General features: G+C 53.6%; 13 protein-coding genes. 9 read left to right on the top strand and 4 right to left on the bottom strand.

From position 1 onward, the window contains the following. The first annotated feature begins 34 nt into the window (after positions 1 to 34). The 5 genes from ACS5NO_RS04410 to ACS5NO_RS04390 are packed head-to-tail and all read left to right on the top strand — an operon-like array spanning position 35 to position 7,693. Entirely contained in the window at positions 35 to 1,837 is a 1,803-nt protein-coding gene (locus tag ACS5NO_RS04410) for a CHAT domain-containing protein (RefSeq protein WP_439414023.1), read from the top strand. A gap of 4 nt (positions 1,838 to 1,841) precedes the next feature. After that, on the top strand, positions 1,842 to 2,816 hold the full coding sequence (locus ACS5NO_RS04405) for an AAA family ATPase (protein ID WP_439414022.1): 975 nt from the start codon (positions 1,842 to 1,844) through the stop codon (positions 2,814 to 2,816). Beyond that, complete coding sequence (locus ACS5NO_RS04400) at positions 2,816 to 3,952, top strand: hypothetical protein (RefSeq protein WP_439414021.1); 1,137 nt, start codon at positions 2,816 to 2,818, stop codon at positions 3,950 to 3,952. The genes ACS5NO_RS04405 and ACS5NO_RS04400 overlap by 1 nt, the downstream gene beginning before the upstream one ends. 12 nt (positions 3,953 to 3,964) lie before the next feature. Continuing rightward, complete coding sequence (locus tag ACS5NO_RS04395; protein WP_439414020.1) at positions 3,965 to 6,589, top strand: hypothetical protein; 2,625 nt, start codon at positions 3,965 to 3,967, stop codon at positions 6,587 to 6,589. A 60-nt stretch (positions 6,590 to 6,649) separates the two neighbouring features. Then, entirely contained in the window at positions 6,650 to 7,693 is a 1,044-nt protein-coding gene (locus ACS5NO_RS04390) for an SGNH/GDSL hydrolase family protein (protein ID WP_439414019.1), read from the top strand. 2 nt (positions 7,694 to 7,695) lie between these two features. On the opposite strand, the gene ACS5NO_RS04385 is transcribed toward ACS5NO_RS04390, so the two are convergent. Continuing rightward, entirely contained in the window at positions 7,696 to 9,540 is a 1,845-nt protein-coding gene (locus ACS5NO_RS04385; protein WP_439414018.1) for an outer membrane protein assembly factor BamB family protein, read from the bottom strand. A gap of 120 nt (positions 9,541 to 9,660) precedes the next feature. Between ACS5NO_RS04385 and ACS5NO_RS04380 the strand changes: the two genes are divergently transcribed. Genes ACS5NO_RS04380 through ACS5NO_RS04370 form a run of 3 tightly spaced genes read left to right on the top strand, consistent with a single transcriptional unit; the run spans position 9,661 to position 13,044 of the window. Next, positions 9,661 to 11,052, top strand: coding sequence for a sensor histidine kinase (locus ACS5NO_RS04380; protein ID WP_439414017.1), 1,392 nt, complete (start codon positions 9,661 to 9,663; stop codon positions 11,050 to 11,052). A gap of 3 nt (positions 11,053 to 11,055) precedes the next feature. Then, positions 11,056 to 12,717, top strand: a complete 1,662-nt coding sequence (locus ACS5NO_RS04375; protein ID WP_439414016.1) for an NAD(P)/FAD-dependent oxidoreductase — start codon at positions 11,056 to 11,058, stop codon at positions 12,715 to 12,717. Between the two features lie 39 nt (positions 12,718 to 12,756). Next, positions 12,757 to 13,044 (top strand): UBP-type zinc finger domain-containing protein, encoded by a 288-nt coding sequence (locus ACS5NO_RS04370; RefSeq protein ID WP_439414015.1) that lies wholly within the window; start codon positions 12,757 to 12,759, stop codon positions 13,042 to 13,044. 13 nt (positions 13,045 to 13,057) lie between these two features. On the opposite strand, the gene ACS5NO_RS04365 is transcribed toward ACS5NO_RS04370, so the two are convergent. The 3 genes from ACS5NO_RS04365 to ACS5NO_RS04355 all read right to left on the bottom strand — a co-directional run bounded on the left by ACS5NO_RS04365 (position 13,058) and on the right by ACS5NO_RS04355 (position 17,590). After that, positions 13,058 to 14,083, bottom strand: coding sequence for a glycoside hydrolase family 43 protein (locus tag ACS5NO_RS04365; RefSeq protein WP_439414014.1), 1,026 nt, complete (start codon positions 14,081 to 14,083; stop codon positions 13,058 to 13,060). 264 nt (positions 14,084 to 14,347) lie between these two features. Beyond that, positions 14,348 to 15,277 carry a D-2-hydroxyacid dehydrogenase gene (locus tag ACS5NO_RS04360; protein WP_439414013.1) on the bottom strand — a complete coding sequence of 310 codons (930 nt, stop codon included), beginning with the start codon at positions 15,275 to 15,277 and terminating at the stop codon, positions 14,348 to 14,350. A gap of 48 nt (positions 15,278 to 15,325) precedes the next feature. Further along, positions 15,326 to 17,590, bottom strand: a complete 2,265-nt coding sequence (locus tag ACS5NO_RS04355) for an FG-GAP-like repeat-containing protein (RefSeq protein WP_439414012.1) — start codon at positions 17,588 to 17,590, stop codon at positions 15,326 to 15,328. A gap of 102 nt (positions 17,591 to 17,692) precedes the next feature. Here ACS5NO_RS04355 and ACS5NO_RS04350 point away from each other — a divergent pair, with 102 nt between their 5' ends. After that, positions 17,693 to 18,976, top strand: a complete 1,284-nt coding sequence (locus ACS5NO_RS04350; RefSeq protein ID WP_439414011.1) for a UDP-N-acetylmuramoyl-tripeptide--D-alanyl-D-alanine ligase — start codon at positions 17,693 to 17,695, stop codon at positions 18,974 to 18,976. Positions 18,977 to 19,142: the final 166 nt, after the last annotated feature.

Raw genomic sequence — 19,142 nt, 5'->3', positions numbered from 1 at the left:
TCGGGAATTTTCTTACGTTCTTTTGCCATTCTCCATGCCGCGACCCATTGTCTTTGTAGCTTATTCCAATTCCAGAACGAACCCTTTGCCTGCACTCAGAAATGAAATGCTGGCCATTTGGAAGAGTTTTTTACCCCATCTGGTGGATGGCTATCTGGAATACATTTGTCCGCCGGTCGATACGGGAACCGATGAATTGTTCGACACCCTGAGTCGCATTCACGATGGCGGTGATTCGGGCCTGACGATTTTCCATTACAGCGGTCATGCCGATGTCGACCACTTGGGCAGCTACCTAGATATCAACGACGGTGCGCTGTCGGAGGAGCGATTCTGGTTGTTATTCAGCGGCAAAAAGCCCGATCTGGTTTTTTTGAACGGCTGTTCAACCAACGGTTTTGTGAACGAATTACTCAAAAATGGCGTCAAAGCCGTGATTGCCACGGCAAGGCCGGTGGGCGACAAAACCGCCACGCTGTTTGCAACGGCCTTCTATTCGGCGCTGACCAGCAAAGGTTGCAAGCTGCTTACCGCTTTCGACATGGCCCTTGGAAAGCTGCGGGACATGGGCTTTGACACCTCGCAGGTTCACCGGGGCAGCGCATTCGCCACCAGTCCGGTTCAGGAAGCCCAAAATTGCCCCTGGGGACTGTTTTACGACGAATCGACTCAGGAAACGATTCAGAAAGCCCGGAACTGGTCGCTGATCCGGCACGATCCAACGGGAACACCGGTGCCCAAGGAATTGACCAAAATTCTGGAACGGGTGAAAAAATTGCAGGAAACTGCCGAAAGTATCCGGGAAAAAGAAAGTCTCAAACTGGAGATGGCAAATACGGTGGGACTCAGCGAGATCATGAAGCGGAGAATTATCGACGATTATGAAAACGATATCGGGAAATTAAAAAATGATCTCAACGACCTGAAAGGGGGAACCGATCTGGATGAAACCACGGCTATTTTGAACCTCTACCGGGATATCAATAATCAGATCAGGGCACTGGTTACACCGCTGAACAAGAAGAATTTAGTGGGTACGCTGAAACGCATCAATTACCTGACCCAGTTCAGTTACATCGCCAGGAATATCAACGCCCTCAATGCACTGTTTTTAGATGCGTTTGTGTTGCAGGGAAGCCCGGATTGCGGTCTTGAAATTTTTCAGGAACGGTTGATCGAAAGTTTTCAAATTCAGCCTGAGGTGAAAGAATCGGTCGAAATTTTGCCCATCGAGGCTTCCGGCAGCAGTTTTACATCCCTTTCCGACATCGGAAACATCTGGGAAGAACTGGCCGATTCCCTCCGTCTGTCGCGGAAAATGCCCAAAGAACAGATCATCCGGTTTATCTACAAAAAAAACCGGACACAACACATTCTGATCGTTTTTAAAAACGCGATTTACGAACAGGCCAATCAGAAAGTGATCGGCAGTTTCTGGCCCGAATTTACGGCGGAGTTTAAAAAACTGCTGGCCAGTGAACACAAGCAAAGACCCGACCGGAAAATTCTCCTTTTCCTGCTCGACAAAGGCTGTGCCTTATTGCCGACCGGTACGGAATGGGAAAGTGATCACGATCCGATTTACCGGCAATCGGTCATCGGTCGGGCCGATGTGCACATCCTGCCGGGGGTTCGCAAAGTAAAACAGCAGGACATTATTGACTGGAGTACCTACAATCCGGTCGGCTATCCGCTCGATTTCACCACGTTCCAGGAAGATTATGTTCTGCCGACGTTGCGGGAAATCTGCGGCCAGATTTCCCGGTCTGCCGATTCGGAATACCACAATGACGATTTATTCAAGGATTTTTTTGGCCAATACACCTTAAAACTCTAGCCGCATGATCACCTACAGGGGAACCGCCCTCGATAGATCCGTCGAAATTACCCGCAGCGACGGAAAGACCGATACGCTCCATCCCTATCTGCCGGACGCGGGCCTGCGAAAAGCCGTCAACCTGGCTTTGATGTTGCAACGCCCGCTGTTGCTCATGGGCGAACCCGGCTGCGGCAAATCCCTGCTGGCCAAAGCATTAGCCTACGAATTGTATGGCACCGACTTTGCAAATTATTACCGGGAATGGAACATCAAGTCCACCTCGAAAGCGCAGGAAGGGCTGTATGAATACGACCACATCCGGCGGCTGGCCGATGCTCAGATTGCCCGGACCGATGCGGATCGGGAGCAGTTATTGAAAACCAATTATATTCGTCTGGGTCCAATGGGGCAGGCTTTTGCCAATTCCCAACAGGCCGACCGCCCTTTTGTGCTGCTGATCGACGAAATCGACAAAGCCGACATTGACTTTTCCAACGACCTGCTGAACGAGCTCGACAAGGGAGAGTTTACCGTTACGGAGACGGGCCAGCAGATTCGCGCGTCCGTCCGCCCCATCGTGATCATCACCAGCAACGGCGAGCGCGATTTGTCCGACGCTTTCCTGCGCCGGTGTCTGTTTCATCACATTGCTGCTTTCGACCGGGAACGGCTCGCCCAGATTGTAAAATACCGGTTTTATAGCAACGCCCCCGTCGAGGTGCCACTGATCGACAAAGCCGTTGCGGTGTATCTAGCCATCCGCACGTACATGGCTGCCAATAAATTCAGCACCGGCAAAAACGTTTCGACCGCCGAGTTTCTGGACTGGTACCGGGTGCTCGACTTCTACGATGGCATGCAACCCACCGGCGATCCGGTTCTTGACGAATTGATTGCGGAGCGAAACGAACTGGGTGGCGCGTTGCGGGATGTTCCGTTTCCGCAGGTTTTGCTGAAACACCTGAATTCATTGACGAAATTTCAAGAGGCTACCTGATGGAAAGGGTTGAAACGCCTTTGCAGGATTTTTTCTGGGAGTGGCAATCCGTCGACCGGGCGGAGCACCACGACCGCATTACCGTAGACGCCTACTTTACGCTGCTCGATGCCCTCGGCCGGGGAATCGGGCTGGGCAGTTCCGACGAATTGTACGCGCTTTGCAAAGGCGTTCTGTTCAAACCCAATCAGGATGCGGACCAGTTTGACCAGGTATTCAAGCAGTATTTCGGACCGACGACGGCGCCGGTTTCAGCCCCGGAAAGTAATTCATCCGGTGCCGCCAATGCGTTTTTTTCGCCGGAGAATGGCGAATCGAGCGCGCAACCCGAAAAAACCGCCGGGTCGGGTTCGGGCGAAAACGAAAACCGGGCGTCGTCTTCGGATGTTTTGAAAACCGGCGGAACTTCCAGAACGACTTTCTCGACGGAATTTACCGAAGTAAATCTCCGGTTCAATGCCAGCCTGAGCGAATCTGACACGGTTTCAGCGGCTGGCCCCCTGCCGGAGCCGTCGTTTTTACCGGGGCGGTATTCGCCGGTCGATAGCCGGAAAGTGCAGCAGCAAATCCGGACGTTGCGGGAAGATATTATTGCCAGCCGCGAGTTTTCGATCGACCTAGCCGCCACCGCCAAAAGGGTGGGCAAACGGGGCTTTTTCGATCGATTCGAACAACAACACCGCTTCAAAAACCGCATTCCGCTCACGGTCTGGATCGATCAACAGGGTTCTATGGTGGCTTTTCACCGGCTTTGCGACGAATTGACCGAATCCCTCCGGCTGCAGTTTCCCAAGTTGCCGGTCTATTATTTCCGAAATTATCCCCTATATTTTTTGTATCCCGACAAACTCATGGCCGACCCAATCGATCTGGACGCGTGGGTGGACGAAACCCCAAACACGCAATTGCTGATCATCAGTGACGCCGGTGCGGCCCGTGGTTTTTTCTCACCCGAACGCGTTGAATACACCGCCGAACTTTTGAACCGGCTGGAACGGCTCGACGTGGTCTGGCTGAATCCCATGCCCCGGAGCCGCTGGTGGGGCACGTCGGCGGCCCAGATTGCCCGCCGGGTGCCGATGTTTGCGGTGGACGAACAGGAGTTTACGAACGCATTCAAACGGCTGAAGCAGTAACCGATTCTGACCATGACACAGGACGCGATCCAATCAGCCGACCGATTTTCCCAGCGTTTTCAGTCGCTGGGCTACGGCGAAGACCAGTGGGTGCTGGCGTGCCACGCGGCTTTTGCCGTGGCGATGATGCCCGATCTGCTCTACCACCTTTGGGAAAACTTCAGGACCTATCCGGGCCGTGACGGAGCCGGGCGGCAAATCGACCGGATTGCGGTTTCGGATGTACTTTTGTGGCCGGCCTGGCGCGAAACGTCGCCGGAAACCTTCGAGCTGGACCCCGATGTGCGGGCGTATCTGCTCGACCAACTCCGCCGGGACACCCGGTTTGGACCGCAGCGGCTCACCGAACTGGCGCATTTCCTGAAAAAATACATTGCTTATGCCACCCAACAGGACGACAACCGGTATTCGGCGACGTTCTGGGAAGCCCAGAGCTGGGTGGCTGACGCGACCCTGAATCCGGAAGAAACGGTCCGGGCGGTTTCCGAAAAACTGGACGCGTTTGTAAAAGACAAAAACCAGCCGGAACAGCTCCGGATGCGGAATCTGATCGAGTTGCTGGTGAGCCACGACCCCAATTTCAACAGCCTATTGCACGTTTCAAAAGGGCTGAAAGCGCAGATTCTGCGGCTGGACGACCACACCATCGGCGAGCAGTTCCGGCAGGCCATCGAAACCGGGCTGAGCATCGAGGCCGAACCCGGGGAGTCGTCCATCCGGCTCCTGCTGCCAAAAACCGTGGAAAAATTTATCCCCGTGCCAGAACCGCCAAAAGAAGTTGTCAAACCGAAGTTGCTTGCGTTGCTGGTGGCGATTGATGAATACCGCCCTGGTCTGGGTTTTGAGTACGACAACGACTTCTCGGTCTCCCGCGACCGGGTGGGCGATCTGCGCAAACTGGAGACGTATTTGAACTGGGACGACGCGTTCGACCTTCATATCAAAACCCTGACCAACGAAGACGCCACCAAAGCCGAGATTGTCCGCCAATTCTGGGGACATCTGGGTGATGCCGGTGAAAATGATACAGTTTTATTCTATTTTTCCGGTTATACAGTTTACGAACACGCGGACCGAAAGGTGTGGAAAGAGACTCCTCATGGCATTTTGGCGGGTCTGGCGACGTATTTTACGGATTCGAAACGCGACGATTTCCTCTTATCTGACAAAGAAATCCGCTACCTGATCCATGAGCTTTCGAGAAGAAAACCGCATATTATAACGATTTATGCCAATCCGTTTCCGCCGGATTCGGCCCAGTCAACCGACCCGCTTTCCGAAGTGATTTCAACCTCAACGATCTTTGCGGCCCGTCAATGGGATGATTTCATTTTCAGCAGTCGCATCAACCCCGATGAACTGGTGGTACGAGGTGAAACCAGCCTTTTACCGATTGGTCCGCACGTGCATCTGAGTAGTTCTAATTCCAGCGAGCGTACCAGAGATATTTTGAACGAGAACGTGCTTTGTAATGCTTTGCTGGACGTTCTGGAGAACTTTGCCGGCGACATCAGTTATGTCAGAATGCAGGAAGAGCTTCAAAAACTCACCGAGCCGCACAAGGTGCTGCCCGAGCTTTTTAGTACCGATCCAGCGTTGCTTGCCAAACCGTTCCTGCATAAACCGAAAACCGCCACCAAATCGGCTTTTGGCAAGCTGACGTATGCAAATGGCTGGCGATTGAATCTGGGTGCCATCCACGGAATAAGCCAGGACTACAGTCTTATTTTTGTAATTGGAAACAGGGGCAAAAAATACCCGGTGCCGATTGATCGCATTGGCGCGGATTATACGCAGGTCTATTTAAATGATGAAATTACGCAGGACTGGAATTACCGGAAGAAACAGACTGCTTATGTCAAAGGGCTGACCCGGCAACTGCTTCCCATTTACATTTTGAATGCGGACGGAATTCCGGAGGATTTTCAGAACGTATTCGCCTATTTGTTTGGAGAACCGCAAAATTACCTGGTTGCCGTCGAACAGGAATCACACGCACAGTACGTCGTCCAGATTCGGAGCGGGCGCTATTACCTGACCTACCCCAACGATCCCTTCCGCCCGCTCGCGGAGCCAATCAGTATCCTTTCGGCAAATGCCCTCGATCATTTGGCGAACGATTTACGACATATTTCGCATTGGGAATTCCTGAAAAACCTGGGCAGAACCGAAGGAAACACCTTGGAAACGATGAACAACCAGTTGGCGGTTGAATGCTTCCAGATTGGGGCAAATGGCCAGTCCGCGGAGATTATGCCCGCGGGAAATACGTTTCCAATTGGCTATGAAAAGCAGCTCAACGGCAACTGGGAAAGCTCAATTCAGGTAAAAATTACAAATCCGAAAACGAATAAAACCGCCCTCTACTGTGCAGTTCTGTTTCTGTCATCAGCCTTCGAATCCAGCACCGAATTTTTGAATCCGCAAGTCTATTTAGTAAAACCGGGTAATTCGTTGTACCTGAGCCTGAAAGACAGCAATTCCATCTCGTTCAAGCTATCCAAAACTGAAAAAACGTACAACTGGCCGTCGCGTCCGGAATACTTTAATTTGCTGGTCAGTAATGAGCCATTTGAACTAAAATCGCTGACTCTACCGGCGCTATCCGAACCTAAAAATCCGGATATACTACGCTAGCGAAACAGCGTGTGGTATTCAATCAACCGTTTTAAAAGCAACCATCCTACACTACAATTTATGGCAGCACAAATTTTTGATGAAACCGGATGGACAACGCAATTATTTACCTTTCAGGAAGATAACCCGGAGTTTAATACCATCAGCGAAGAAAATCTCAAAGACATGCTCTCTGACCCGTTGACGGCGGAGTTTGCGCTGGGCCTTTATTTCGATGGGGTAGTTGACCGGGATTTGCAAACCGTTTACCGGCTCAAACCTCAAATTATTCTTAGTACCGATAAACCTCATCGATTTCTCACCGAATCACCCGTTGAACTGGCCTCGGTAGCCGCCCAGCAACTGCGCGACCGGCGATACGACCGCATGGTGCGACGGTTTCCCGACCGCCCCCGCATCGTTGCAATAGGCGATTCGTGGTTCAATCACCCCACCGAAACCGATCTTGTTGATCAGTTGTCGAAGTTGTATCCAATTCATTTTGTTCCGATACAGAACAATAACGCTGACAAACAACCCTATTTGGAGGCCGTTCAAGAAAGCCGGGCGAATTTTCTGCTCGTCAGCATGCGCTTGTTTAGCACTATAGATAAAAGACTTTTCTCCCAAAACACGATTCGGGATGCACTGAGAAAATTCCTAGATTCCAGTGGGTATGATTCCTACCGGTTTCAAAAAGATCCGGACCGCTATTTAAGTAATGAATTTTATAATAAGCTTGATCTCATTGCATCTTCATGGAACGGTGTTTTTAACGATACGCGGACGGCTAATCCACCAATTCACATCCTGATTCACGGCTACGATTATATAGTCCCGGGGTTTAAGGCCCAAAATCCCTTTTGGCAGCTTATTATGGAAGTAGTAAGGTCTTACAACACGAAAGAGCAACAAGCCCTTTTTCGCCACGTCATTGACACATTAAATAAACGCCTGAAAGTCGAAGCCGCCGAATGTCCCAACGTCTCCTACATCGACCTTCGCAACACCGTTCAACCCGATCAGTGGCTGGACGAACTGCACCCCAACAGCGCCGGATTCGAGCAGATTGCCAACAAGTTCATCACCCGCATCAACGAACTGACCGCCCGAAAACCGGCCTGATTTCAGTTCGCGCCCAGCAACGCAATCTTCCCATCCATCGTCGTCACCAGCACCCGGCGGTTTTTCAACGGCCAGACGCGGTTGAGCATCGCATTCGACAGTTTGTGCGACCAGAGCAGCTTGCGGTTCTGGCGGTCGATGACGTACAACGCGCCCTCGTCGGTGGGTACGTAAATCAGTCCGTCGCGTTCGGTCAGCGGCCCCGGACTGATTTCGTAACCGTATTGGCAGTTGACAAACCACGCCCCTTGCCCATTGGCCGAGTTGGTGGGAATGGCCCAGACGGAATCCTGCATACACTTGACGTAAATCAGCGAACGGTCTGCCGACACGCCCATCGACTCGAAGCCTTTGTGCTGGCTGGTTTTCCAGATTTCCTTGCCGGTTTCGGCGTCGATGGCCGTCACGGTGCGGTCGGGCGTCTGGATGAACAGGCGGTTTTTGACCAGAACCGGCACACAGGCTGCGGGCGAGAAATTGCGCATTTTCCGGTTGGTCCACCGCCAGACCGAATCACCGGTTTTCTTGTTCAGGGCATACAATGACGAGCCCCACGAACCGAAATACACGCGCTTTTTGTCGACCACCGGCACCGATTCCACAAAGCCTTTGACGCCCGTGAACGTCCAGCGTACCGAGCCATCCGCCAGCGACAACGCCCGGAATTTCCCTTCGGAACTCCCGATAAAAACCGTCTTGCCATCGATCACCGGTGACGCCACGATGGGTTGGCCGGTTTCCTGTTTCCAGAGCAGGGTGCCGCTGCGTTTGTCGAGGCAATAAATCGTTCCGTCGGTCGAAGCGACCACGACCCGGTTTTTACGAACCGCCGGGGTTGAATAGACTTTCCCGCCCGTGGCAAACCGCCAGCGCACCGCTCCGTCGGCCGTAGAGAGTGCCACGATCTGCCCGCTGGTGTTGGGATAGATGCAGAAACCGTCGCTTTCAACGATACCCGCCCCAATGTCGCTGCTGTCCTGTTTGGCCCAGACCGGTTTTACGCTGGCGTATTGCTCGTTCATGCTATAGTCAGGACGCGGAAAGGTTTTGGCCGGTTGCTGGCTGAAATGATGGTTTTCCAGCACGATGGTGCGCCAGGCGGTTTTTGTTGCCTGGCCGGGCGTCCGTTCGGCAAACGTCATCGTATCGTTTTGCATCGTGACGATGTTGTACCCACCCACTTGATCCTTCGCCCGCAGGTTGGAACGGCCCATCGTTCCCGGAATGCCTTCAAAATTGAGTTCGCGGTTGGCATGGCCGTGGCCGCAAAAAGCCGCCTGAACGTTGGTTTTCTTGAGTTCGTCAATCAGCAAATACCAGTTTTCCAGCGACTCATCGAGTGGATAGTGGTTCATGAAAATAACCGGCTGGTCGGAACCCTTCAGTTTCCCGACCTCAGACCGGAGCCACAGCACGTCTTCGCGGGCCACCAGCCCCGGCGACATCCGCATGTTGGGACCACTGCCGCAGCCGATAAACCGGTATTTCCCGACGGTGAACGCAAACCGTTCTGCTCCGAATACCTTCCGGAAACTGTTGCAGCCGTTCTCCGACCATTTCGTGTCGTGATTGCCCGGAAAAATGTACCACTTCTTGTTCAGCCCGTCCAGAATCTGTTTGGCAATCCGGAACTCTTCATCCGAGCCAAAATCGGTGACATCGCCCGTAAAAACCGCAAAATCAAGGTCGGCCTGGGCATTGATGTCGTTGACGGTTCGCTGTAAATCTTCGGCAGCGGTGGCGGGTGCGCCCACGTGGGTGTCGGTTACAAACGCAAACCGGATGGGTTGGGTGAGTGCCGGTTTTAACCCGAGCAGGGAAACCAGCAGGAGGGCGAGATACTTCATACCGCAAATTACAACCGACAAAACCAGAAACAAGACGCGGGATGAAACCGATCGGCGGGAAGTTCAGTTATGGAAAATAACCGCCGATTGCTTATCTTTTGATTCTCAAACCGCTTTTTCATGGATTGCCTGACCGAACTGAAAAACAATCCGAGATTTACGGGTGTGCCGGACGAACAGCTCCTTTGGCTGGTCGATCGCTCGGAATGCCGCGAGTATCCGGCTGATGCCCTGATTTACAAGCCCGGCGACCCGACCGATCATTTTTTGATTGTGCTGAAAGGTCACATCCGGTTTTACCTCATCCAGCAAGGGCAGCAGCAGGAATTGCGGGTGTCGGAAGACGGCTCGCTGGAGGGCGTCCTGCCGTTTTCGCGGATGGTAGAATCCGTGGCCTTTTGGCAAACCATCGGCCCAACGGCGGTTTTGGCCCTGCACCGCGACCACTTCCGCGAAATGATTCAGACCCAGTTCGAACTGACCGAAACGCTGGTGCATGTCATGACCACCCGGGTGCGCGAAACGACACGGCAGTTACAGCAGAACGATAAAATGATGGCGCTGGGACGGATGTCGGCGGGGCTGGCGCATGAACTGAACAACCCGGTTTCGGCCATTGTCCGAAGTTCCGACACGCTGAAATCGCATTTGCACAACACCCCGCAACGGTTCAAGGACGTGATGGCGCTGCGGGTCACCGACGAGATGGTCGACCGGGTCAGCAACCTGCTGTTTCGCAAAACGAAAGGCCCGGCGGAGGGCAAGCGGTTATCGCTGATGGAACGCAGCAGCCTGGAAGATGAACTGCTCGACTGGTTCGATGACAACGACGTGGCGGATGGCAGCGAGCTGACCGAATCGCTGGTTGATTTTGGCTTTACGACCGACGATCTGGACACCCTCCTGGTAGACGTTGCACCGGATAACCGGGCCACGGTTCTGAACTGGCTGGTCAATAATCTGGTGACGGAGCGGCTGGTCACCGACATCGAGGAAGCGTCCAAACGCATTGCCATTCTGGTGGATGCCATCAAGTCGTATACGCACATGGATCGCGGAACCGGTCGGGAATGCATTCACCTGCGCGAAGGCATCGACAGCACGCTTGTTTTGCTGAAACATAAACTGAAAGAAAAAAGTATTCAGGTTGCGGTTACGATCCCGGACGATTTGCCGCAGATTGAAGCCTTTCCCAGTGAACTGAACCAGATCTGGACCAACCTGATCGACAACGCCATCGACGCCATGAACGAAGGCGGTCACTTACAGATTACCGGCGAAGTGGACCACGAATTTGAACTGATTCGCGTGATCGACGATGGATCGGGCATTCCGGCTGAACACCTGGACCACATTTTCGATCCGTTTTATACCACCAAAGCCATTGGCAAAGGAACCGGGCTCGGCCTCGACATCGTCCAGGGCATTGTCCGTCACCACAATGGCCGGATTTACGTCAACTCCAAACCGGGAAGAACCGAATTCAAAGTCTGTCTGCCCATTACATCCTAACGCATGAAACTCCCCATCATCCTTGCCGTTGACGACGATCAGGCGGTTTTGCAGGCCATCCAGCGGGATTTGCGGCAGCAATACCGGAAAAATTACAAGATTCTGGCCACCACCTCCGCCAGCGAAGGGCTGGAGACGCTGGTTGAACTGAAGAAGAAAAACGAGGAAGTAGCCCTGTTTCTGTCGGATCAGCGGATGCCGGAAATGCTGGGCGTCGACTTTCTGCTCAAAGCCCGCAAGACGTTTCCCAACGCCAAAACCGTGTTGCTGACGGCCTATTCCGACATTGAAGCTGCCATCCGGGCCATCAACGACGTTCAACTGGATTACTACCTGAACAAACCCTGGGACCCGCCAACGGAAAAACTGTATCCGATTCTGGACGAATTGCTGAGCGACTGGCAGTCGAACTACCGCCCGCCGTTTGAAGGACTCAAGCTGATCGGCTATCAGTTTTCACCCCAGACGCACGAGTTGAAAGACTTTCTGGCGGGCAATCTGTTTCCCTACCAATGGCTTGATTTTGAGACGAATCCGGAAGCCAAACGGCTGGCCGAGTTACACGGTATTCAACCGAACGATCTGCCCGCGGTATTGCTGGAAAACGGAGCGGTTTTGAAACAGCCGACGATGCCGGCCGTTGGTGAAAAGCTGGGGCTGAGTGCCAAAGCCACCCAATCGCTCTACGACCTGGCGATTATTGGCGCGGGGCCAGCCGGTTTGGCAGCCGCCGTTTACGCCGGATCGGAAGGGCTTCGGGCCATCCTGATCGACAAACGCGCGCCCGGCGGACAAGCCGGAACCAGTTCCCGGATTGAGAATTACCTCGGTTTCCCGTCAGGATTGAGCGGTTCTGAACTGGCGCGTCGGGCCATTACGCAGGCCACCCGCTTTGGCGTCGAGTTTCTGGCTCCGCACGAGGTGGTTGCCATCAAACCGAAAGGCCAGTACAAACACATCGAGCTAAGCGACGGAAGCGAGGTGGTAGCCCGGAGTATTGTGCTGAGCACGGGCGTTGCTTATCACAAACTGGACTGTCCGGGGCTGGATAAACTGACGGGGGCGGGAGTGTATTACGGTGCCGCCACCACGGAAGCCTATGCCTTCAAGGGGAAACCGGTTTACGTCGTGGGCGGTGGCAATTCGGCCGGACAGGGCGCCATGTACCTTTCCCGAATGGCTTCCGAGGTACACATCATCATCCGGCGTCCCGACCTGACGGCGACCATGTCGCAGTATCTGATCGACCAGATCGAAAAAACGCCGAATATTCACGTTCATCCCTGCACCGCCATTGCCGAAGGACTGGGTGAATCGCACCTGGAATGTTTGATTCTGGAGGATATACAAACCCAGGAGCGAACGAAGGTTCCGGCCAGCGCCCTGTTCATTTTTATCGGGACCAAACCGTATACCGACTGGATTCAAATGAACATCATCAAGGATCCGAAAGGCTTTATTGAAACGGGCCGCGACCTGGCGCGATACGACGATTACAAGGAATTCTGGAAGTTAGACCGCGATCCGTTCCTGCTCGAAACGTGCAGCGTAGGCATTTTTGCCGCGGGCGACGTACGCGCCGGAGCCATGAACCGCGTGGCGTCGGCGGTGGGCGAAGGAGCCATGGCGGTCAGTTTTGTTCATAAATATTTAGCCGAAACGTAGTCCCATTGCCGGGAATCCGACGACTGATTTTTCTTTACCATGAGACAAAAAGCCTGTTCCCATCTGAGTGCTGTTGAATCCGTTACGCTGCCGGACCGGCCGACGGTTTGCGTGGAATGCGTCAAAACCGGAGATCGTTGGGTACATCTGCGAACCTGCCAGACTTGCGGGCAGACGCACTGCTGCGATTCGTCGCCCAACCAACACGCCACCAAGCACTTTCACGCCACCAGCCACCCGGTTATTGCCTCGGCCGAACCCGGCGAGTCGTGGCTGTGGTGCTTTGTCGATGAGCAGATTATGCCGTATACCTTACCCACGGTCTGAAGGCGGTGATACGTTATTTCGGAACCGGCAGGGTTACGCCAAGCGCGAGCGGCTGGCCAAACTGCGGCATTCCGTCGGACGTCCACGTAAATTTCTGCGCCCTCGGCGACCGGTGTCCTCCGCAACCCTGCCCCGGTTCGGGATTGGCGTGATACAGAATCCAGTCTTCCGTGCCGTCGGGCGATTTGAAAAAGGAGTTGTGACCGGCGGCATTCGTTCCCGAAACATTGACGGCTTTGAAAACCGGCTGATTCAGTTTGGTCCAGTTCCGGGTGTCCATCAGGTCTTTGTCACCGTCGATATACAGCATGCCCAGGACGTAACTGTCGGTCCAGCAGCCACTGGCCGAAAACACCACAAACAGACGGTTGCCGTGCTTCAAGGGCTGCGGCCCTTCGTTGACGAGCACAACCGGCTTGTCGTCCGGCCCCGGTTTCGGAATCTTGCCGTCTACTTCCCAGGCGTAGGTCGGCGACGAAATGCGGACGCGCTTGCCCGTCGCCGTCCAGGGGTTTTCCATCTGGCACAGGTAAATGTCCTGTTGTCCATTTTCATCCCCTTCCCAGCCCGACCAGGTCAGGTATAGTTTGCCTTTGTGCTCAAAAACCGACCCGTCGATCGCCCATTTGTCGTCGGGTGTTTTAATCTGGCCTTTCATCGTCCAGGTGCCCAGCAAGGGGTCGGCGGATTCGTTTTCCAGCACCCATAGGCGGTGGTTGCGGTTTTGGCCGTCATCGGCGGCAAAAATCAGGTACCATTTCCCCCGGATAAAATGCAGTTCGGGTGCCCAGATTTCTTTGGAATACATCCCCGATGCCGGAGGTGTCCAGACGATTTTCTTCTCAGCGGTTTTCAAATCCGCCAGCGAACGCGTTTTCCAGAGCGTCAGGTTGCGCCCGGTGGTGTGCGTGTAGTAATAAAAACCGTCTTTGTGAATGCTCCACGGGTCGGCCCCCGACGGCAACAACGGATTGGTCAGGGTTTGGCTAAAGCCAATTGACGCCCAGAGCAGGAATAGGAAAAGAAATATTTTTTTCATCTATGCAAATGTCCAAAGGGGGCAAAATGGTAGCAGTCCGTTAACTTTTTCAGGGCGGTGGAATGTTGGTAGTCACAAAACTAACCCCGGAGAGGTAGAATGTTAATCGTTACGCTAACAGGAAAGAAATTTAAGCTCCGGAGGAGCGTCCTAAAGGGTCAGGACGCTCCTCCGGAGCTTGGAAAAATACGGGGCGCTGTTTCCTATTAACATTTTACCCCTCCGGGGTTCATACGTACCATTGATATTCTTTCCAAGAATGCTTCAATACCCTTTCGACAACTCAACCTGGTTTTCCAGCGGTTTTCCGTTGGAAAACCGGTTCAGATTCTGAAAAAACAGGTCTACTTTCCCTTTGTCTTCCGTCGCCTGCCCTCCACCCGTGTGCTGCGTCAGAATTACGTTGGGCATCTCCCACAGCGGGTTGTCGAGCGGAAGCGGTTCTACTTCGGTGACATCCAGCACCGCACCGGCTAATTGTCCGCTTTGCAGGGCGTCGATCAGCGCCTTTTCGTCGGTCGTGCTGCCCCGGCCAATGTTGGCATAAACACTACCGGTTTTCATAGCCGCAATCATCTCAGCCGAGAAAAAGCCTTTGGCCGTTCCGGGTAAGCAATTGACCACCAGATCCGTTTCGGGCAGGGCGGCTTTTAATTCTTCAGGTGTGTGCAGTTCCGCTTCCGGGTTGGTTCGGGCCAAAAATTTAACCTCGCACTGAAAACCGGTCAGCATTTGCCGGACGGCTTGACCAATGGTTCCCGATCCCAGAATGACGACTTTCTTGTTTTTGAGTAAACCCAGTTTAAAACGCAGCGGTACACCCACCCATTTCTTCTGCGTTTGCAACACCGCTAGTCCGTGAATATCCCGGTAAAACGCGATGATCCCGGCCACAATCGTTTCGGCGCAGGGCCAGGCGAAATAATCGCCCATGTTGGTCACCGGCGCATTCAGTTGGATATTCTTGTAGCCGTCGAACCCGGCAGAATCTAACTGCCACCATTTCAGGTTGGTACCGCCCGAAAACCAGGCTGGGGGCGGGTTTCCCAGCACCAGGTCGGCGCGTTGAAAAGCCGCTGGCTGTTCGCTTTCGGGAAGGTCTTTTTTGAAGACTACTTCATAGTTATCAGGCAGTTGTGCACGAAAATACGCTTTATCGGACTCGTTCAAGGGGGTGTTTACAAAAACAATCATGCCAGCGGTGTTAGGTGTATGAGGGTAAAAGTAATCAATCCCCCTTTTTTACTTCGACAAAACTACCTTCTGGTGCCGCACCGGTTGCCCTTCGCGAATCAGCCGGATCAAATAAACGCCAATCGGCAGGGTTCCCAAATCCAGCGTAGCCTCCGTATGTGCCTGCACCCCCTGCCGGGCCGTCACGGGTTGACCGAGCAGATTCATGACCTGAACGACGCCGTTGTTGGGCGACTTAACCCGCAAAAACCGGTCGGTCGGACTCGGGTACACCCACGGCAGTTTCGTTTCTTCGTCTTCAATACCCGTAATGATCACTTTCTCCGACGTGTTGCGAAGGTACCGAACCCCACCAGCACTGGTTCCGGCCAGCACATCCGCCAAACCGTCGTCGTTCAGATCGGCAACCGTCAGGGCCAGATTGGCACCGGGCGTGGCCTTGTCCGTGGTCTGGGTAATCTCGTTGATCACCAGCGTGGAGTCCAGCAATACCATTTTGTCGGTGGGTTTTTCCGGCAGTTGGTAGAGCCGCAGACTACCGTCGCGGGTGCCGGTCAACAGTTCGGGGCGCTGGTCGCCGTTGAGGTCAATGACTATGATAGACGGGCTGGTCGCGCCAGGCACCACGTTGATCTGTCCGTAATTCTGTTGCTGCAGTTCATACCTGGGAGCCGTTGCTGTCCCAGTATTGCGGTGATACTCTATCGTTCCGTTCTGTTTTCCGATCAGTAAGTCGGTTTTTCCGTCCCGATCCACGTCATACCAGGTCGGCATATCGATCACGCCCAGCCGGTCGGGCGTCGGGATTTGCTGCACCTTGGTCGGGTCAAGTTGAAAAGCCGCACCCCGTCCGGCCTGATTCAGAATGTAGCGGATTTCCGGTGCGCGGTTGATCGAATTCCCGGTAAAAATCAGGTCGAAGCTGTTGTTGCCGTCGATATCAGCCACGGCCACTTTCAGGTCCGTCAACAGAAATTGCTCCGACAGTTTCAGGTAGTCCGAAGTTCGCAACTCAAAAACAGGTTTGCTTTTGGTGCCGGTATTTTCGAAATGGGCGATGCTGGCCCGGTAGCCCGTGGCGGCCCGAACACCCGCATTGCCCACCAGCAAATCCATGTCGCCATCGCCGTCGAGATCGGCCAGAACCGGGGTTGCCCCTTCGCCCAGATCAATCATGTCTTCCTGCAAAAAACTCTTGCTGACGTACTGAAAATTGGGAAGTTGATTGGTTCCGGCATTTTTATAAAACCAATTGGACGCCCGGTAATCGATCAGATTGCCCTCATTCCCGTACGTATTGGGTGACGCAACGAGGTCTTTAATCCCATCAAAATCAAGATCTTCGGCGTAAAGGGCCGGAAAAATATCGAAAGAAATTGGGGTAACCGCCGGAAAGCGGCTGGTCGATGTGATGAATCGGGCCGAAGCGCCGTTGCCGCCGACGTTGGTCAGCATCGAAACGTTGGGACAGGTGACGTGGGCCGTCAGCAAATCTTTGTTGCCATCGCCGTCGAGGTCGATCACAAGCATGGAATTTCCGTTGTGCTTCACCCGCGCACCCGAATTGTCGCCCCCGGTTTCGTTGCCGACATAGACACAATCCAGTCCGAAAATGAATTCGTCGCAGTGATCGTCGCTTTTAAAATTGCCCCAACAAAACCCGATTCGTTTGAAATCCAGGCCATTCGAATCGTTTTTCCGCTCGACGCTCATGTTCTGGTACAGATTCGCCGTCCCTCCGTTGATGTCGTAAGTCAAAATATCGATGTCGCCGTCGTTGTCGACATCCAGAATCGCCGGGATGTCAACCGAGTTGATGTATAAATTCAGCGTACCGGAAAGTCCTTCGTGATAAACCGGGTCGGCAATGGTTTTCCACGACAATTGGCCGTTTGCCGAGGTATTTTGCAGAATCCGAAGCCCGCCGTTGGTGTGCGTAAAGAGGTCTTTTTTGCCGTCGTGGTCGTAGTCGGCCAACAGCATCCAGGTACCGAACGTAATGGCCGGAAACTGTTCCTCGTACTGCGGAGCATACCGCCAGACGTAGCTTGCATCGGCCTGTTTTTCAGCCACAAAGGTCATAATTCGGCTGGTCTGCCGGTCGTATACAACCAGGTCTTCAACCGTATCGGTGTTGAGGTGGAGGGTAGAATATTGCGCCCCGTTGATGCCGCCCGCCCACGGATTAGCCAGGTTCCGGCCCACAATTTTGACGGTGGCCCCGGCCTCGTAGCGAAAGGAAAAAGAACCACCGGTTTGAGCCCGGGCGATTTGAAGAATCAGAAAACAAAGTACGGTAAACAGCTTTTTCATGTAACTTTGGCTCATTAACCGCGTGGCAAGGGCTGACTAGCTGGTCGCGCGGTTAACTCATAACGAACAGACTCATAACGTTGGTTTACTTCTTTCCGGAAAATGGTTATATCCATTCCTGAATTGTACGATCGCTTCCGCGAATGCGCGGGCGTATCGACTGATACCCGTAAAATTACAGAAGGTTGTCTGTATGTCGCGCTCAAAGGTGAGAAGTTCGACGGAAATTTATTCGCGAATGATGCGCTGGAAAAAGGCGCGCGCTACGCCCTGGTCGATACGCCGGAACTGGCGACCGACAGCCGGTATTTGCTGGTCGACGATGGCCTGACGGCTTTGCAGGAACTGGCTCGCTACCACCGGAATACGCTGACCATTCCCGTCATCGGCCTGACCGGTTCGAACGGAAAAACGACCACCAAAGAACTGATCGCCAGCGTCGTGTCCCGAAAATACCGGACATATGCCACGCAGGGAAATCTCAACAACCACATTGGTGTGCCGCTCACTTTGCTGGCCATCGATGCGGGTTACGAGATGGCGGTCGTGGAAATGGGGGCCAATCACCAGGGCGAAATCCGGCTTCTCTGCTCCATCGCCCAACCGACGCACGGGTTGATTACCAACGTCGGAAAAGCCCATCTGGAAGGGTTCGGGGGCGTTGAGGGAGTGCGCAAAGGCAAAGGCGAGCTGTTCGATTTTCTGGCCGAAACGGGCGGAACGGTTTTTATCAACGCCCACAGCCCGGTTTTGATGGAGATGGCGGCCGAACGGCTGTTCCGCGAGGCTGTTTTTTACCAGCTCACCGATCAGTACGAGATCCTCAGCGACAATCCGGTGGTTTATAAAGACGAGGTCGGTCAGGTCATCACCACGCATCTGCCGGGTCGTTACAACTTTGACAACATGGCGGCCGCGCTCTGCATCGGGAAGTTTTTTGGCGTTCCGGCAGAGGAAGCGAACGAAGCGGTGGCGGGGTATAATCCGACCAACAATCGGTCACAGTTCATCCGGAAAGGCAGCAACACCATTTTGATGGACGCCTATAATGCCAATCCGAGTTCGATGGCTGCGGCCATTCAGCATTTCATGAAGCAGGATGCGGTTCATAAAGTCGTGATTCTGGGCGATATGTACGAGCTCGGACCTGAAAGCCCCGCCGAACACGCGGCTTTGGGCGAGTTGATTGCTCAGGGGAAGTTCGACACCGTGATTCTGGCCGGGCAGGACATGCGGTATGCGCTCAGTGCGTTGCCGAAAGCGTATTATTTCCCCGACAAATTTTCGTTACACAACTGGATTATGGACAATCCGTTTCAGGACACGGCCATCCTGATCAAAGGGTCGCGCGGCATGGGGTTGGAGTCGGTTGTGCAGTTTTTGTAAGGCACCAAAATTGACAAGGCATAAAAAACAGCCCACGGTTTTAACCGTGGGTTACAACGAAACAACGGACAACCACAACAACCGTTTTAACGGTTTTGGCCATTGACCACGGAAAAAACCGTTAAAACGGTTAGCGTAAATTAGGGAATTACAAACCTGCCCCACG

This window comes from Larkinella fluvii, from assembly GCF_051857545.1.
Taxonomy (GTDB): Bacteria; Bacteroidota; Bacteroidia; order Cytophagales; family Spirosomataceae; genus Larkinella.
Note: the sequence above shows the minus strand (reverse complement) of the source record. Positions and strands in the feature narration are given on the sequence as shown.

What these genes read in the sequence shown, in the direction of transcription:
- ACS5NO_RS04385 (WP_439414018.1), bottom strand. Translation starts at nt 9,540, where the DNA reads ATGAAGTATCTCGCCCTCCTGCTGGTTTCCCTGCTCGGGTTAAAACCG.
- ACS5NO_RS04405 (WP_439414022.1), top strand. Translation starts at nt 1,842, where the DNA reads ATGATCACCTACAGGGGAACCGCCCTCGATAGATCCGTCGAAATTACC.
- ACS5NO_RS04390 (WP_439414019.1), top strand. Translation starts at nt 6,650, where the DNA reads ATGGCAGCACAAATTTTTGATGAAACCGGATGGACAACGCAATTATTT.
- ACS5NO_RS04375 (WP_439414016.1), top strand. Translation starts at nt 11,056, where the DNA reads ATGAAACTCCCCATCATCCTTGCCGTTGACGACGATCAGGCGGTTTTG.
- ACS5NO_RS04380 (WP_439414017.1), top strand. Translation starts at nt 9,661, where the DNA reads ATGGATTGCCTGACCGAACTGAAAAACAATCCGAGATTTACGGGTGTG.
- ACS5NO_RS04355 (WP_439414012.1), bottom strand. Translation starts at nt 17,590, where the DNA reads ATGAAAAAGCTGTTTACCGTACTTTGTTTTCTGATTCTTCAAATCGCC.
- ACS5NO_RS04350 (WP_439414011.1), top strand. Translation starts at nt 17,693, where the DNA reads ATGGTTATATCCATTCCTGAATTGTACGATCGCTTCCGCGAATGCGCG.
- ACS5NO_RS04360 (WP_439414013.1), bottom strand. Translation starts at nt 15,277, where the DNA reads ATGATTGTTTTTGTAAACACCCCCTTGAACGAGTCCGATAAAGCGTAT.
- ACS5NO_RS04410 (WP_439414023.1), top strand. Translation starts at nt 35, where the DNA reads ATGCCGCGACCCATTGTCTTTGTAGCTTATTCCAATTCCAGAACGAAC.
- ACS5NO_RS04365 (WP_439414014.1), bottom strand. Translation starts at nt 14,083, where the DNA reads ATGAAAAAAATATTTCTTTTCCTATTCCTGCTCTGGGCGTCAATTGGC.
- ACS5NO_RS04395 (WP_439414020.1), top strand. Translation starts at nt 3,965, where the DNA reads ATGACACAGGACGCGATCCAATCAGCCGACCGATTTTCCCAGCGTTTT.
- ACS5NO_RS04400 (WP_439414021.1), top strand. Translation starts at nt 2,816, where the DNA reads ATGGAAAGGGTTGAAACGCCTTTGCAGGATTTTTTCTGGGAGTGGCAA.
- ACS5NO_RS04370 (WP_439414015.1), top strand. Translation starts at nt 12,757, where the DNA reads ATGAGACAAAAAGCCTGTTCCCATCTGAGTGCTGTTGAATCCGTTACG.